General features: G+C 70.1%; 12 protein-coding genes, 1 other RNA gene and 2 pseudogenes. 6 read left to right on the top strand and 9 right to left on the bottom strand.

Annotation, left to right across the window (positions count from 1 at the left end; all coding sequences use genetic code 11):
• Nucleotides 1-60: 60 nt before the first annotated feature.
• Nucleotides 61-816 (bottom strand): MerR family transcriptional regulator, encoded by a 756-nt coding sequence (locus tag OG542_RS28800; protein ID WP_311125393.1) that lies wholly within the window; start codon nucleotides 814-816, stop codon nucleotides 61-63.
• A gap of 115 nt (nucleotides 817-931) precedes the next feature.
• Between OG542_RS28800 and OG542_RS28805 the strand changes: the two genes are divergently transcribed.
• The 3 genes and pseudogenes from OG542_RS28805 to rnpB all read left to right on the top strand — a co-directional run bounded on the left by OG542_RS28805 (nucleotide 932) and on the right by rnpB (nucleotide 3,073).
• On the top strand, nucleotides 932-1,753 hold the full coding sequence (locus tag OG542_RS28805; protein ID WP_328414535.1) for an AraC family transcriptional regulator: 822 nt from the start codon (nucleotides 932-934) through the stop codon (nucleotides 1,751-1,753).
• 82 nt (nucleotides 1,754-1,835) lie between these two features.
• Nucleotides 1,836-2,552, top strand: a pseudogene (locus OG542_RS40765) (DMT family transporter); the annotation flags it as partial.
• 115 nt (nucleotides 2,553-2,667) lie between these two features.
• Nucleotides 2,668-3,073, top strand: an RNA gene (gene rnpB / locus OG542_RS28820) — RNase P RNA component class A.
• Nucleotides 3,074-3,613: 540 nt separating this feature from the next.
• Here the strand turns inward: rnpB and OG542_RS40770 are convergent.
• The 3 genes and pseudogenes from OG542_RS40770 to OG542_RS28830 all read right to left on the bottom strand — a co-directional run.
• Nucleotides 3,614-3,895, bottom strand: a pseudogene (locus OG542_RS40770) (glycosyltransferase); the annotation flags it as partial.
• A 167-nt stretch (nucleotides 3,896-4,062) separates the two neighbouring features.
• Nucleotides 4,063-4,770 (bottom strand): B3/B4 domain-containing protein, encoded by a 708-nt coding sequence (locus OG542_RS28825; protein ID WP_328414539.1) that lies wholly within the window; start codon nucleotides 4,768-4,770, stop codon nucleotides 4,063-4,065.
• A gap of 114 nt (nucleotides 4,771-4,884) precedes the next feature.
• A complete protein-coding gene (locus OG542_RS28830; RefSeq protein ID WP_328414541.1) occupies nucleotides 4,885-5,418 on the bottom strand; it encodes an FMN-binding negative transcriptional regulator in 534 nt (177 codons plus the stop codon).
• 325 nt (nucleotides 5,419-5,743) lie between these two features.
• On the opposite strand from OG542_RS28830, the gene OG542_RS28835 reads away from it, so the two are divergent.
• Nucleotides 5,744-7,363, top strand: coding sequence for an ABC-F family ATP-binding cassette domain-containing protein (locus OG542_RS28835; protein WP_328414543.1), 1,620 nt, complete (start codon nucleotides 5,744-5,746; stop codon nucleotides 7,361-7,363).
• Nucleotides 7,364-7,465: 102 nt separating this feature from the next.
• Here OG542_RS28835 and OG542_RS28840 read toward each other — a convergent pair whose 3' ends face one another.
• From OG542_RS28840 to blsE, 5 genes are all read right to left on the bottom strand, one after another.
• A complete protein-coding gene (locus tag OG542_RS28840; protein ID WP_328414545.1) occupies nucleotides 7,466-8,041 on the bottom strand; it encodes an LOG family protein in 576 nt (191 codons plus the stop codon).
• Between the two features lie 10 nt (nucleotides 8,042-8,051).
• Nucleotides 8,052-9,908, bottom strand: a complete 1,857-nt coding sequence (locus tag OG542_RS28845; RefSeq protein ID WP_328414547.1) for a hypothetical protein — start codon at nucleotides 9,906-9,908, stop codon at nucleotides 8,052-8,054.
• 93 nt (nucleotides 9,909-10,001) lie between these two features.
• Nucleotides 10,002-11,186, bottom strand: coding sequence for a DegT/DnrJ/EryC1/StrS family aminotransferase (locus tag OG542_RS28850; RefSeq protein ID WP_311125384.1), 1,185 nt, complete (start codon nucleotides 11,184-11,186; stop codon nucleotides 10,002-10,004).
• A gap of 59 nt (nucleotides 11,187-11,245) precedes the next feature.
• Nucleotides 11,246-12,175: a CGA synthase-related protein gene (gene blsF, locus OG542_RS28855; RefSeq protein ID WP_328414550.1), complete on the bottom strand. Its 930-nt coding sequence runs from the start codon at nucleotides 12,173-12,175 to the stop codon at nucleotides 11,246-11,248.
• A gap of 35 nt (nucleotides 12,176-12,210) precedes the next feature.
• Nucleotides 12,211-13,218, bottom strand: a complete 1,008-nt coding sequence (blsE, locus tag OG542_RS28860; protein WP_328414552.1) for a cytosylglucuronate decarboxylase — start codon at nucleotides 13,216-13,218, stop codon at nucleotides 12,211-12,213.
• Between the two features lie 358 nt (nucleotides 13,219-13,576).
• Here blsE and OG542_RS28865 point away from each other — a divergent pair, with 358 nt between their 5' ends.
• Both OG542_RS28865 and OG542_RS28870 read left to right on the top strand, forming a co-directional pair.
• On the top strand, nucleotides 13,577-14,308 hold the full coding sequence (locus OG542_RS28865; RefSeq protein ID WP_328414554.1) for an FAD binding domain-containing protein: 732 nt from the start codon (nucleotides 13,577-13,579) through the stop codon (nucleotides 14,306-14,308).
• Complete coding sequence (locus OG542_RS28870) at nucleotides 14,305-14,796, top strand: (2Fe-2S)-binding protein (protein WP_311125380.1); 492 nt, start codon at nucleotides 14,305-14,307, stop codon at nucleotides 14,794-14,796. Before OG542_RS28865 ends, OG542_RS28870 begins: the two co-directional genes overlap by 4 nt.
• The last annotated feature ends 1 nt before the right edge of the window (nucleotide 14,797 follow it).

Raw genomic sequence — 14,797 nt, forward strand, 5'->3', positions numbered from 1 at the left:
CCTCGGTGACGAGACGCGCCAGCGCCCACACCTCAGGCCGGACCAGCAGCCAGGGGATCCTCATCGTCGCTCCTCGGTGAGAAGGTGCAGCGTCCGGCGGATCGCCTCCGCCTGGGCCGGGGCCAGGTCGGCGTAGAAGGCGCGCAGGACGCTGTCGTCGTGGTCGAGATCCCCGACCTCCGGGAACAGCCCCGGGGGAATGCAGTCGGCCAGGGCCCGGGCGGCCTCGGCGACGCGCGGATCGTCCGGCTCCGCCTCGGCGAGCGCGTCGAGCAACGCGTACGCCTCATGGGCCCGCGCCACGGCCTCGGGCGCGCCGAGCACCTCACCCAACGACGACACGAGCTGCTTCCGTGCCTCGTCCGGCATGGCCGTCTCCAGGAAGGCCATGATCTCGCGGTCCTTGGCGGCCATGGGCGAGTCCGAGAGCCGGGCCGACCCGGCGAACAGCGCGGCCAGCTCGGGCGACACGGGCCCTTCGGCGGGCAGCCCGCCCTCCGCCTCCAGCAGAGTCCGCAACCGCCCCCGCCGCTCCCGGATGGCCTCCTCCTGCCGCGCCAGATCCTCGTCCAGCTCGGTCAGCACCTCGACCAGGTCCTTCCCGGCCTCGTCCGCCAGCACGTCCCGCACCTCCGCGAGCCCGAGCCCCAGCTCGGTCAGCCTCCGGATCCGCGCCAGCACGACAGCGTGCCGAAGGCCGTACTCCCGATACCCGTTCGCCCGCCGCTCCGGTTCGGGCAGCAGGCCCAGCTGGTGATAGTGCCGCACGGCCCGCGTGGTGACGCCGACGGCGACGGCGAGTTCTCCGATCCGCATGGGACCAGTGAAGACGTTGACGTCGCGGCAAGGTCAAGCTCCTAAGCCCTGGACACCACCGGCTTCCTCTGGTCCCCTGTGCGCCGGGGGGTACGAGGTGAGCACGCAAGCGCACATGAGAGAACAGGCCCGCTGGACCAGGGCACGGCTGGGCCGCTGCGGCCCGCCCCTCGACCTCCTCACCGCCCACTTCGACCGGCACGTCTACGCGCCGCACGCACACGACGAGTTCACCATCGGCGTCACGGTCGGCGGCTCGGAGGTCATCGCCTACCGGGGCGGGCGGATCCACTCCTACCCCGGCTCGATCGTCGTCCTGGAGCCGGGCGAGATGCACACCGGCGGCCCGGCCGCCTCCGAGGGCTACGCCTACCAGGCGCTCTACACCGAGCCGTCCCTCCTCACCGACGGCACGCTCGGCGGTCTCCCGCACTTCCGGGACGCCGTCCTCCACGACCCGGAGCTGGCCACCGCCCTCCGCCGCGCCCACACGGACATCAGCGCCTGCCCCGACCCCCTGGAGGCCGAGTCCCGGCTGCCCTGGCTGCTCACCGCCCTGGCCCGCCGCCACTCCACGGCCCGCGCGAGCGACGACACACTGCCCGGCGCCGACCACATCGCCAGGGCCGTACGCGACCGCCTCGCCGACGAACTGCTGGACCCTCCCTCCCTGGCCGCCCTCGCCACCGACCTCGGCCTCTCCCGCTACCAGCTCCTGCGCGCCTTCCGCACGACCACGGGCGTACCGCCGTACGCCTGGCTCGCCCAGCACCGGGTAGCCAGGGCCCGCGGACTCCTGGACTCCGGCCTGCGCCCCGCCGAGGTCGCCGGACTCGTCGGCTTCGCCGACCAGGCGCACCTCACCCGCTGGTTCCGCCGGGTCCTGGGCGTGACCCCGGCGGCGTACCGCAACAGCGTTCAAGACACGGCGGGGTGAGGCGGCCGAGACTCGCCACATGACTGCACGCGGCTGGTTCCTGTTCTCCCTGATGGGAGTGATCTGGGGCGTCCCCTACCTGATGATCAAGGTGGCGGTGGACGCCGTGTCCCCGTCCATGGTGGTGTTCACGCGCTGCGCGCTGGGCGCCGCACTCCTGCTCCCCTTCGCGATACGCCAGGGCGGCCTGCCCGGCATCGTGCGGACCCACTGGCGCCCGATGCTGGCCTTCGCGTGCATCGAGATCATCGGCCCTTGGTGGACCCTGACCGACGCGGAACGCCACCTCTCCAGCTCGACGGCGGGCCTGCTGATCGCCGGCGTCCCGATCGTGGGCGTGGCCCTGGCCCGCTTCTTCGGCGAGACGGAGAGACTGGGGATGAGGCGGATGACCGGACTCGCCCTGGGCCTGGCCGGCGTAGGGGTCCTCACGGTCCCGCACCTGACGGGCGGCGACGCGAAGTCGCTGGCCGAGATCCTGGTGACGGTGGTGGGCTACGCGACGGCGCCCCTGATAGCGGCCCGCCACCTGAAGAACGTCCCGACCCTCCAGCTCATCGCCCCCTGCCTGGCCCTGGCGGCGCTGGTCTATGCCCCGGCGGCGGCGATGACCTGGCCGTCGGCCATGCCCTCCCCCTCGGTCCTGGCCGCGCTGGCGGCCCTGGGCGCCGTCTGCACGGCCATCGCCTTCGTGGCCTTCCTGGAGCTGATCAAGGAGGCGGGCCCGACCAGGGCGACGGTCTTCACGTACGTCAATCCGGCGGTCGCGGTGGCGGCGGGCGCGATCTTCCTGGACGAGCAGCTGACGGCGGGCATCGTGGCGGCGTTCACGCTGATCCTCGCGGGCTCGGTGCTGGCGACCGCCGCCGGTCCGCGGCCCCGCTCACGCCCGGTACCATGGTCGACACGGCAGACGAGCCGGGCGGACGGCCGCGTGGAGTCCCCCTGACGGGGAGCTTCCCGAGGAACGTCCGGGCTCCACAGGGCAGGGTGGTGGCTAACGGCCACCCGGGGTGACCCGCGGGACAGTGCCACAGAAAGCAGACCGCCGGGGACCTCGGTCCTCGGTAAGGGTGAAACGGTGGTGTAAGAGACCACCAGTGCCCAGGGTGACCTGGGCAGCTAGGTAAACCCCACCCGGAGCAAGGTCAAGAGGAAGCACCTCGGTGCTTCTGCGCGGACGACCGAGGGCTGCCCGCCCGAGTCCGCGGGTAGACCGCACGAGGCCGGTGGCAACGCCGGCCCTAGATGGATGGCCGTCGCCCCGGCTCCCGCGAGGGAACCGGGGAACAGAACCCGGCGTACAGCCCGACTCGTCTGCCTCTTCCTGCGGCTTTGCCTGAGAAAGGGCCTCTGATCTGGGACGGAGGCCCTTTCCTGGCTTTCAGGGGCTCGCCGCTGTCGGCCCGCCATGAGGCGAGGGCGTCTCGCACGTGTGCTCCGAAGTCGGTGGTGAGGCGGTGGGTGCGGTGGTCGTAGGCGTAGCGGGCGATGGTGCCCGGGGAGAGCGGCGAGTTGTTCGCTGGTGCGGGCTCCGGTGTTGCGCCAGTGCCGGAAGGGGCCGTTCATGTCGAGGAGCAGGCCGCTGATCTGGTTGGTCATGGGTGTCAAGCTCCTGGGCGGTGGCGTAGGGCGGTGAGGTAGTGGTCGGCCGTGCGGTCCAGCTGTAGGTGTCTTCGACGTGTGTGCGTGCGTTGTCGGCGCGGTGGGTTCGCTGGGCTGTGTCGCGGAGGGCGGTGGTGAGGCTGTGGGCGAGGGCGTCCGGGCCGTCGGGTGGGACGAGCCATCCGGTGGCGGTGGCGGTGGCGGTGGCGATGGGCGGGACGGCGCAGGCCATGGCTTCGATGTAGACATCCCGATGGGCTCGTTCACGGCCGGGGCGACCATGAGGTCGGCGCGGTTCAGGCCGGTGGAAAGTTCGTCGTGGCCACGCCAGCCGATGAAGAACACGTCGTCATGGATGCCGAGTTCGGCGGCGAGGTCTACGGGGGCGCCTTCGCATTCGCCGGGGCAGTCGCCCCACATCAGCAGGGCGGGGGCGGGGTCGATCTGGGATCGGGCGGCGGCGAAGGCCCGTAGCAGGACGGGGACCTTCTTGAAGGCGAGGTAGCGGTGAGCTTGTTCCGCTTTGACGGAGACCATTGGTGTGGTGGTCAGGCTGCGAGTGGGGTCTCGTATTCGGCGGGACTGCGGTAGCCAAGGCTGCTGTGCAGTCCACAACCGAGCTGGTGCGCGGTGATGGGGACCACCGCGTTTCAGTGATCCCGACGAAACGCCGGCGGCCGGGACGAGGGCAGTCCGGGTACCGGTCAGACAGTGGCTTCGGGCTGCTGAGGGCTGAGGTAGTGGACGCCGGTCCGCTCAGCGTGGGGAGCGAGCAGGGCGATCAGCTCCTCGGCCGCGTTCTTCAGCAGGCCGCCGTCCTCGGTGGCGCGCAGGGTCTCCAGAGCGAAGGCGACGCGGGTGGAGTCTTCAGTGACACGGGTCTGGTGAGCGTCGCGATGGTTCCAGTGGCGCGTCAGGACGACATCGGCATCGGCGTAGATGATCTCGTCGGCCCTGGGAGTCTCAGTCGTGCCGGGCTCGCCGAGCGGGGTGAACTCCTCACTGCCGTTCGCGTGGCGCAGGTCGACGTCGCCAGTGACGTTGTCGAGGTCGAAGGCGCCCGCGGGCAACCCGTGACGGACGGACACGGCGTTGTAGGAGTCGACAGCCGGATTGATGCGCGGCAGCGTGCCCTTCTTGGCCATGCGCCGGCCGAGGGCATCGACGCTGGGACGAATGCGGCGCGGGTTGGTCCCGAAGGAGCGGTAGGCCGTGTGCCACGCCTCGATGCGCGGGTCACTCTCGTCGGCCGGGGACCAGCTGCCGTCGGCCAGCCGTTGTTCGAGGTCGGTGAGCGCCGCCGTGGTGGCGGGCCAGGGCTCGTGCCCCCGCAGGCCGGTGGCTGTCACCACGGCGATGAGGGTGTCGGGAAAAGCGGCGGCGATGGCGGGCGCGATGCGAAGGGTGGTCATGAGAAGGGTCCGTTCCCGTTCGGTCCGGTGCTGGTGGGTGGGGTTCAGGGGGGGGGCAGGGGTGCGGGGCCATGCGAGCCGGGAGGCCGCACTGCCGACGTTTCGCGGGTCGCGCTACCCGACGGGCTCGTGACCGTCGTACCTGAACTTGGCCTTGGCCTCGGTCACGTTCAGAATCAGGCCGCGGACTCCGGACAGCAGGCGCGCATACGGCGGCTGGTCGGCCGCGGCAGAGCCGTGGCTGCCGTCGGGCCGAAAGTGGGCCGTCTGCCGGCGCAACAGTGCCGCCTTGTCCTCGGGACCGTCGACGATGTGGGCTTGGCAGGTGAACTGGACAACCGCGTAATCGCCGCTGGGCCCACCGTCGGTGGGCTCGATGCCGGTGGCCGCGTGCCAGGGGCCGGGGGTGCTGTCGCCCAGCACCGTGAAGGTGACGTTCGGGTCGTACTCGAGCACGGCCCAAACCGGGTTAGGGCGGGCCAGTTGTATCAGGAGCCGACTGCCGTCTGCGACGAAGTGGGTGGGCATGGTCGTGGGCGCGTGCCCGAGCAGCCCGTTGACGCTGAGCAGCCCGACGTCGTGCCCATCGGCGATCCAGCGCTGCCAGTCGGCCTCCTCCAGGACCGCACCCCAAAGCTGGCTGAACATGCGCGTCTCCTTGTCTCCTCATGGGAAGGGAGTTCAGACAAGCATGAGGAGACCGATGGCGATCGCGGCGGCCTCAGGCCCATCAACTGCCCCTGCTGGATGCGCTCGGAGGGTACACCGCAGGCGCCCGCCCGCTGCCGGTCGGGTGGGTCCCGTCTCCGGGCCAGCCCTTGGCCCCGACGCACCGGTGAACTTGGCGAAACGTCTCCGTGCGCCCAGCACGAACACCCTCCCCGTCCCGCGATCGCACCGGACCCCGAGTACCCTGAGATGTCTCCCGGTAATGCCTTGCAGGTCTGGGAACGCCACGGAAAGAATGCAGCTCATGGGACATCTTGAGGTTGCGCACGTGGAGCACTACCTGCCGGATGGGAGGCTGCTGCTGGGCGACGTGTCGTTCCGTGTCGGCGAAGGGGCAGTAGTGGCCCTGGTGGGCGCCAACGGAGCGGGCAAGACCACCCTGCTCCGGCTGATCTGCGGGGAGATCCAGCCGCACGGCGGGTCGGTGACCACGAGCGGTGGCCTGGGCATCATGCCTCAGTTCGTCGGGTCGGTGCGCGACGAGCGGACCGTACGGGACCTCCTGGTTTCGGTGGCCCAGCCGCGCATCCGCGAGGCCGCCCTGGCCCTGGACGCCGCGGAGTTGGCGATGATGGAGCGGGACGATGAGGCCGCGCAGATGTCCTATGCGCAGGCGCTCAGCGACTGGGCGGAGGCGCACGGGTACGAGGCTGAGGCGCTCTGGGACATCTGCACCGCGCAGGCCCTCGGCATTCCGTACGAGAAGGCCCAGTGGCGCCAGGTGCGGACACTGTCGGGCGGTGAGCAGAAGCGGCTGGTACTGGAGGCGCTGCTGCGCGGTCCCGACGAGGTGCTGCTGCTCGACGAGCCGGACAACTACCTCGACGTACCGGGCAAGCGATGGCTCGAGGAGCAACTCAAGGAGACCCGTAAGACCATCCTGTTCGTGTCCCACGACCGCGAGTTGTTGAGCCGGGTCGCGGAGAAGATCGTCAGCATCGAGCCGAGCCCGGCCGGGTCCGACGTGTGGATGCACGGCGGCAGTTTCGCCACCTACCACGCGGCGCGTGCAGAGCGGTTCGAGCGGTTCGAGGAGCTCCGGCGGCGCTGGGACGAGAAACACGCGCAACTCAAGCGCCTGGTCCTCGACATGCAGCAGTACGCGTCGCGCAGCGACGAGATGGCCTCGCGCTACCACGCCGCCAAGACGCGGCTGCGCAAGTTCGAGGAGGCCGGCCCGCCGCCCGAGCCGCCGCGCAAGCAGGAGATCACCATGAAGCTGCGCGGTGGCCGCACTGGCGTAAGAGCCCTGACCTGCGAGGGGTTGGAGCTCTCAGGGCTGATGAAACCCTTCTCGCTGGAGGTCTTCTACGGAGAGCGGGTCGCGGTCCTCGGTTCCAATGGATCGGGCAAGTCGCACTTCCTACGCCTGCTCGCGGGCCAGGAGGTGGGCCACACCGGTCTGTGGAAGCTGGGCGCACGCGTGGTGCCGGGGCACTTCGCGCAGACCCACACACACCCCGAGCTGCTGGGGCGCACCCTGGTTGACATCCTGTGGACGGAGCACGCGAGGGACCGCGGCGGCGCGATGTCCGTGCTGCGTCGCTACGAGCTGGAACGGCAGGGCGACCAGCGTTTCGAGAAGCTGTCCGGCGGCCAGCAGGCCCGGTTCCAGATCCTGCTCCTGGAGCTGGAAGGCACCACGATGCTGCTGCTCGACGAGCCCACCGATAACCTCGACCTGGAGTCGGCGGAAGCCCTCCAGGAGGGTCTGGCGGCGTACGAGGGCACAGTGCTCGCTGTCACCCACGACCGCTGGTTCGCCAAGTCCTTCGATCGGTACCTGGTGTTCGGCGCGGACGGCGTGGTCCGCGAGACGCCCGAGCCCGTGTGGGACGAGCGGCGGGTGGCACGCGTCCGCTAGCCGGCCGTTGCCGTCGTGTGGTGGGGCGCGCTGACCGACACACCACGACGGGTGGTCCCTCCCAGCGGGAGGGACCACCCGTCGACAGGGGGCCCGGGTGGATCAGGAGGTGGCCGAAGCGAACAGGTGCGGGAGCGCCCGGTGAGCACGCAGAAGCTCGACCACTTCGGACACGTCGCCGGCCACCGAGATGTTGTCCAGATAGCGCCGGTGGATGAAGCCCTCGACGGCGGCGTGGCGCAGGAACGCGAGCAGCGGCTCGTAGAAGCCGGCCGTGTTGACCAGGGCACACGGCTTGTCGTGGAAGCCGAGTTGGGCCCACGTGGCCACCTCGAAGAACTCCTCGGCGGTGCCCATTCCGCCGGGCAGGCTGACGAAGGCGTCGCCCAGTTTGGCCATGAGCGCCTTGCGTTCGTGCATGGAATCGACGACGTACTGACGGGTCAGACCCGGATGCGCGACCTCGTGGGCGACGAGGTCGCGGGGGATGACGCCGATGACCTCGCCGCCGTGGGCGAGTACCGCGTCGGCCAGCGTGCCCATGAGGCCGGTGGAAGCGCCGCCGTAGATCACACCGATACCGCTCGTGGCAAGGCGTCGGCCCAACTCGGAAGCCGCGCGGGCGTATTCGGGGCGGGTGCCGTCGGAGGCCCCGCAGAAGACGGTGATGCGTCGCATGCGAGGCTCCTCAGTCTCCGTACGGGGCCGAGGTGACACCGAAGTGCCTGCGGCCGGTGGAAACGCCGAGGTCCTGGACCGCGAACGCTGTCATGTAGTACGCCTGCGCGGGCGTGTCCGAGTGGACCGTGACCTTGAAGGAGGCCTCGACCTCCTTGCCGGGGACGGCCTTCACCTTCTGCCGGTCCGGCTCGATCGTGCAGTCCGAGCGCAGGTAACGGGGAACGAACAGGCTGATGCCGACCGGTGCCCTGCGTCCGGCCCGCACCCGGACCCGCACGTCGAGGGTGCCGCCTGCGGCGACCTCGTCGGCTGCCTCGATCCAGACCTCGGGCGAGCCGGGCACCTGGAAGGACACGTCGCCGCAGCGCAGACAGATCACCGTGACCGTGTCGAGTGCGGTGTGGACGAGCGCCTTCTTGGTGAACTCCTGGGCGGGACGGCCGCAGTTGCACTCGACAGTGCGCACCGACGCCGGGTCGAGGACACTGCGGACGCCGAAGTACCCCGGGTAGTCAGCGAGTTCGTTCTCCGGATCGTTGGCGAGCGCAGTGGCGATGGTGTGGTCGAGTGACTGGAGGTCGGCGGTGAGGTCGCTCATGATCCGCTCGGGGCCGCGGGCGACGGGCTCCTGGCGCGCCACCCACTGCTCGACCTTGTGGGCGAGCTTCTCCAGTCGGGGGCGCAGCACGTTGTTGTGCGGCAGCAGATCACTCGCCAGGTAGGCGGTGAGACGCGCGGACGTGGTGAGCAGCAGCGGATCGGGCTGCTGGGGCACCTGCTCGGGTGCGGCCCCCGGGTCATCGGCGAGACCATAGTGCAGGAACGCCGGGTAGGGCTGGGCAGTGCCGATGCTGGCGTTCAGGGTCGGGGTGGAGGGCGCGCCGGCGAGGACGGCGCGCATCCAGGCGTCGTTCTCCGGGCGGTCGGAGTCGTGCACGGTAAGGGCGGCGACGACGTCCTTGGCAGTGCCGTCGATCGCGTTCAGCATCAGCTGGTACTTGGGGTCGTAGACGACCGCGTCGGCCAGCGGGGCGCTGTTGCACGAGCTGAGCACGATCTCGGCGGCGCGGACCTCGTGCAGCGGGATCAGCTTGTCCTTGGGCTTGTAGCAGTCGGGCCCGTAGGCACAGCGCGGCCCGAGCAGGTCGGGGTGGCGCGGGGCCGCCTCGCTCAGGCCGCACAGCGTGAACTCGGCGAGGTTGATGGAGTCGTCCTTGCCGTGGCCCTGAAACATCACCCGGCGCCACAGCGGGTCGAGCACCTGCGGCTGGATGTCCTCGGCTTCCAGGCGGCGTTCGTCGAAGACCCGCACCCCCTCGATGGCGACCGGCCGGTCGGTGGCGGTGAACAGGCCGAGCTCGGCAACACCGGGAGCGGTGACCGCGTATTGCTTGGCCGTGAACCAGGCGAGCGAGGCGGCGTCGCGGCCGGTGAGCAGGGCGAGGTTGAGGCCGGCGTGAGCATGGGCGGCCAGCGCGGTGTCGCGGACGTGCTCCAGCGTCAGCTGTTCGTAGAGGCCCACGATCAGCAGTGAGCGGGGCCCGGGGTCGGTGGCGAAGAGTTCGGGGCCCAGCGTGTCGGCGGGCAGCCACTCGGAAGCGAGCGGTCGGATCAGTTCGACGAGCCCGGCGGGCAGGGCGTCCGCGCCGAGCAGCACACCGCGGGTGTACGGGGTGGGTCTGGCGACCGTCGTGTAGAGCGCGGAGGCCTGCTCGGCGGAGGCCGCCAGATCCGCACGCGAGCTGACCCAGACCGGGACGGCCGTGGGTGTCCCGGCCCCGAGAAACGTGCCGACGGCGGCTTGGTAGTCCGCCTCGTCGGAGTGAACGGAGAAGACCGGGGGGCCAGATGGCGCGGAGGACATGGTGGAGCTGCTCCTAGAAAAGTGGGTGGGGCGACGGCAGGACGGTGCCGGGCGCGATCGATCCGCCTGCCACCACCCTGCCGATCCTGCGGGTCACAGCTGGCGTAGCACCTCGGCCAGCGCCTTCGCGGCGGCTTCCTGCTCGGGGACCTCCAGTTCCGGGGAGAGCGGAAGGCACAAGATGCGGCCCATGCGCTCACGGGTGGCGGCGAAGTTGTCCCGGCTCAGGAAGCGAGGGCTGTCCTCGCCTGCCAGGTTCCACGGGAAGTTGTCGCCGTACAGGGAGCGGCGACCGGCCAGCACGGGGTGCGCGGGCAGGTCGTACTTGTCGAGGGTCCAGCTGGATATCCCGGCCTCGGTGACGGCCTTCAGCGCGCGGTCGCGAAGCTCCCGCGAATCGAAGCTGACACGGATGCTGACCCGGGTCTCGCCGTCACGGCGCGGCAGGACCACCATGTCGGGCCGCTCGGTGATCGCCTCGGCCGCGTACCGGTAGTGGCGCTCCAGACCGGCGAGGATCTCGTCGAGGTGGCGGAACTGCTGGAGCTGGATCGCGGCGATTCCCTCGCTGGTCACGAAGTTCTCGCCGTAGAAGGCGTCTTCGCCCCAGATCGGATAGCGGCCGGGAATCCGGATGGAGCCGTGGTCGTGGTAGGAGCGCATGACCTCGTACGCCTGCTCGTCATTGGTGGTGAGCAGACCCCCTTCGCCAGAGGTGAGGACCTTGGCGTGGTGGAAGCTGAAGGTGCCCGCGTAGCCGACGGTGCCCGCGTGGCGGCCGTCGGGCAAGCGGGCGCCCATGGCCTGCGCGGTGTCCTCGATGACGTACGGGACGTGCTCGGGGACATCGGCGACCGAGCCCTCCATGTGCGCGACGATGACGCGCTGGGCGTCGGCGGGCAGCAGACTCGTGTCGAGCATCAGGCGCTCGTCCACATCGACGGGGACGGGGATGAGGCCGCAGGACAGGACCGCGCCGGCCACCGCGACGAAGGTGACGGCCGGGATGTAGACGAGATCGCCGGCGGACGGCCGGGTGGAGATGAGGGCGAGGCGCAGCGCCTCGGTGCAGTTGTGCACGCCGAGCGTGCGGGCGGCGCCGAGGCGCTCGCTGACGGTGCGCTCCAGGGTGACGGCGACCGATTCGGTCTCCGTCTGGTAGCGGAAGAGGATCCCGTTGTCGATGGCCTGGCGCAGCTCCGACATGTCGGCCCAGTTGAGGTAGTTGGCGCCGAAGGGGAGCATGCGCAGCCCAAGCCGCTTCTCAAGACTACTCACGACGTTCACATTCCTTATGTACGAAGAAGCGAGTGCGGTACCGGAACGAGCCGAGGCGATCAGACCGGGGCCAGGACCAGTTGGCGGAGCTTGCGGGCGACACGCTGGGCGCCGCTGAGGTCGTCGTCGGAGTCGGCCACGGCCCACTCGATGCCGGCGGCGGGCGCCCAGGTGTCCGGTGCGTCGAGCACCGGCACCGGCGCCGCCTTGATGACCCGCTCGAGCAGGTTCTGCTGTGCGTCGTCCAGCGCGGGCAGCAGCGTCAGGGGGGCGTTGCGGGCACGAGCGGTGGTGAGGGCTGCGAGGGTGGGGGTGGCGAGAAACACCCGGCACGCGGAGTGGAGTTCGTCCAGACCCGCGTCGGTGGCCGCGAGCACGGTGGTGCCCTCGACCGCGCCGAGCAGTTCGCCCAGGGCGTCGACCGGACCGTCCGTGAGAACGGTGACGGGGCCGTCAGCGGCCTCCGCGACAGACGGCAGCAGGGGCAGCAGGGTGTCTCGTGCCGAGGCCAGGACCGTGTCGGTGTCAGCGGTGCCGGTACCGAGGGCGACGAGGGCCCCCCGGCCCTTTCCGGTCCAGCCGCGGCGGGCCGGGGCGAACGACGCCACCGGGATGACGCCGCGCGGCAGTCCGGCCTCCTCCTCGTACCACTGCGGTCGGTGCGCCATCCTCAAGTCGGCGTCAACGAGAGGGACGTGAGGAACCACGGCTTCGGTGTAGGCGTGCAGGACCGGGATGCCGGCGGCGCGCAGCTGGTTTGTTGCCCACGCCTCGTCGCAGACGAGCGCGGCGCCCACCTGGTGGCCCTCGGTGGCCGCCCGCAACTGCTCGAGCCCCTCGGCGTTGACCGAGGCCACCTCCATCTCGGTGATGTGGACCGCTGCTCGGCGCGCCGCGGTCTGCCCGTCCAGGCTGCGTCCGGCGACGACCAGGACCTTCCACGGGGACGCCGCCCCGTTCGAGCCCGGTGTGTTCAGTGGCGTGCTCATGATTCTCCGACTTCTCGCTGCGCGCGGGCCGTGGTTCAGAACTGCCACTCGGGCACGTTGCCGAGGCGGGCGACGTCATCGCTGTAGCCGGCGGCGGTGGTCGAGCAGCCGGTGCAGACCGTGGGACCTTCGGTACGGAAGTAGTCCTGGTGCTTGCGGAACCGGGGGCTGTCCAGCCACACCGTTCCGTCCTCCTGGACGACCGGGGCGCCGCCCATGACCTCGTCCTCGGAGCGGTGCGGCAGGCAACTGCAGCCGAAAGCACGGTTGTTCTTGGCGTCGAGATAGATCACGTCGTCCACGAGGTGGCACAGCGGCTCGCTGGCGCGCGGGGTGACGGAGGAGTTGAAGTAGCGTTCCTGCTCCTCGGCGTTGTCGCCGTAGAAGCGCCGCCCGAGCGGGATGAGGTGAGTTGCGGGGTCGGCCTCGTAGATCGGGTCGCAGACCTTGCGCACGTCGTCGGGGTCGGGATAGGCGATGTGCCGGTTGAGCTTGATGGCAGAGAGTTCCCACTGCTTCACACCGGCCTCGGTGAGGGTGGCCTGAAGGCGGGGCATCTCGGCGTAGTTGTGCGGGCCGACCACGGTGTTCACGCGGGGCAGAATGCCCAACTCGGCGGCCATTCGCAGGCCTTGGAGACCGTTCTCGAACATTCCGGGGCTGCGGCGGAAGACATCGTGGGTTTCCGCGGACGCGCCGTCGAGACTCACGATGACCTGGGCGAGCCCGGCCGCGTGCAGTTCCTCGATCTTTCGCGGGAGTTGCATGCCGTTGGTGATGATCGACATTTTCATTCCGTGCTCGGTGCCGAGCCGGACGAGTTGCACCACATCGGCGTGCATGAGGGGCTCGCCACCAGTGAAACGGACGTAGCCGATACCCGCCCTCTTTGCCTCCGGGAGGATCTCGGCGAAACTCTCGACGGAGTAGCGGAAGCGGTCGCGAGAAAGCCCGTATTCACACATGAAACAGTCCGCATTGCAGGCTTCGAGAATGCGGATAAAAAGATATCGGTCACGCCCAGACAAAGTGCTGCCCTCCACGGAATAAGGCAGGCGAATGACGCCCTACTGGTACTCTGCGAATCCCCCGGCGCGAATAACAATGAACGTTGAGCGCCCCCGGGGGCCGTCGGTTGACACACCTCTGAACGGCCCCGTCGATCCAGCGACGCTATCCCTTCGACCCGACGGGAGGCAAGGTCTTGAACCGGTTCAGGCTTTCGTCTAACGTGCAGCGGGTCCTGCCTGGAGTTGCCGGCGTTCCGGCCAGATCAGGCGGGACAACGGGGGGATAGCACACAGGCGCCGGACGAATTGAGTGACGGCCGTCTGCCGTTGCGCGCCCCATGTCAGAACCCGTTTTGGCAGTGGAGGCGATTTGATACCGCACGAACATCGGGTGGTAAGACCTAAAACGCCTGGCGAACTGCACTCCGCCTTTGCTATGGGAGCGCGGGTCATCGGGGGCGGCGCCGGGATCATGTCGGCAGCGATGCCCGCCGAGCCGCCCGCGCTGGGCATGGACCTCGGAGCCCTGGGCCTGCACACGGTCGCATCCGATTCGGGCCGGGTGGGCGCGCTGGTCCGCCTCGCGGAGCTCCAGCGCACCCGCCTCGACGGCCACAACGCCGTCGCCGCGGCGCTGGCCGCGACCGCGACACCCGCCGTACGCCGGGTCATCACCGTCGGCGGAGTGCTCGGTGCCCGGATGCACCGCAGCGACCTCGTGCCGGCGCTCGCCGTGCACGGGGCGCGAGCCCACGTGGTCACCGCCGCCTCGCCGGAGCCCCGCTGGCTTCCGGTGCTCGGCCTGTGGGACCTGACGGACGCTTTCGCCGTGCTGCACGTGGACCTCGGGGCGCCCGGCCACAGCGCGTTCCGACGGCTCGCCGGGCATCAGACCGTGGCACCCGCCCTGGTCACGGCGGCGGGGCTGCGCAGAGCGGACGGGAGCCTCGTCGTGTGTCTGGGCGCGGCCACTCCACGTCCCGTACTGCTCGACGCGGACCAACTGCCGCCCGCCGGTTTCTTCTTGGAGGACCACCGGGCGTCGGCGCAGTACCGCAGGGAGATGGCGGCGGTGCTCGTCGCCGAACTCGCAGAGGAACTCAGCGTTGTGGAGGCGGCGTGACCGAGCCCGTCCGGCCCCGGTCCATTGAGGTCGACGGGGAGCGCGTGGAGGTCACCGCGCCCCCCTGGGAGCGCACGGCCTGGTGGCTGCGCGACCGGGGACACACGGAGGTGAAGGTCGGCTGCGAGGAAGGGGTCTGCGGCGCCTGCATGGTGCTGGTCGACGGCGTTGCCACCCCGTCCTGTCTGCTGCCCGTCGGCCGACTGGCCGAGGGAACCCGCATCTCCACAGCACGAACACTGCACAACTGCCCGGAGGGTGCCCCGCTGGTCGACGCGCTGGCGGAACACTCGGCCGTCCAGTGCGGCTTCTGCACCCCCGGGATTCTGGCCAGTTGCGTCGCGGCGCATCGCGACGGACAGGATCTGGGCGACTCCGAAGTGGTACGGGACGTGCTCAGCTCGCACATCTGTCGCTGCAGTGGCTACACCGGCCTGGTCAGGGCCATCACGCGGAAAGGTACCGCGGCAGTGTCCCAGCAGAAATGAG

The organism is Streptomyces violaceus (genome assembly GCF_036014075.1).
GTDB lineage: Bacteria > Actinomycetota > Actinomycetes > Streptomycetales > Streptomycetaceae > Streptomyces > Streptomyces violaceus.

What these genes read in the sequence shown, in the direction of transcription:
- OG542_RS28800 (WP_311125393.1), bottom strand. Translation starts at nt 816, where the DNA reads ATGCGGATCGGAGAACTCGCCGTCGCCGTCGGCGTCACCACGCGGGCC.
- OG542_RS28835 (WP_328414543.1), top strand. Translation starts at nt 5,744, where the DNA reads ATGGGACATCTTGAGGTTGCGCACGTGGAGCACTACCTGCCGGATGGG.
- OG542_RS28840 (WP_328414545.1), bottom strand. Translation starts at nt 8,041, where the DNA reads ATGCGACGCATCACCGTCTTCTGCGGGGCCTCCGACGGCACCCGCCCC.
- blsF (WP_328414550.1), bottom strand. Translation starts at nt 12,175, where the DNA reads ATGAGCACGCCACTGAACACACCGGGCTCGAACGGGGCGGCGTCCCCG.
- OG542_RS28830 (WP_328414541.1), bottom strand. Translation starts at nt 5,418, where the DNA reads ATGTTCAGCCAGCTTTGGGGTGCGGTCCTGGAGGAGGCCGACTGGCAG.
- OG542_RS28805 (WP_328414535.1), top strand. Translation starts at nt 932, where the DNA reads ATGAGAGAACAGGCCCGCTGGACCAGGGCACGGCTGGGCCGCTGCGGC.
- OG542_RS28845 (WP_328414547.1), bottom strand. Translation starts at nt 9,908, where the DNA reads ATGTCCTCCGCGCCATCTGGCCCCCCGGTCTTCTCCGTTCACTCCGAC.
- OG542_RS28825 (WP_328414539.1), bottom strand. Translation starts at nt 4,770, where the DNA reads ATGACCACCCTTCGCATCGCGCCCGCCATCGCCGCCGCTTTTCCCGAC.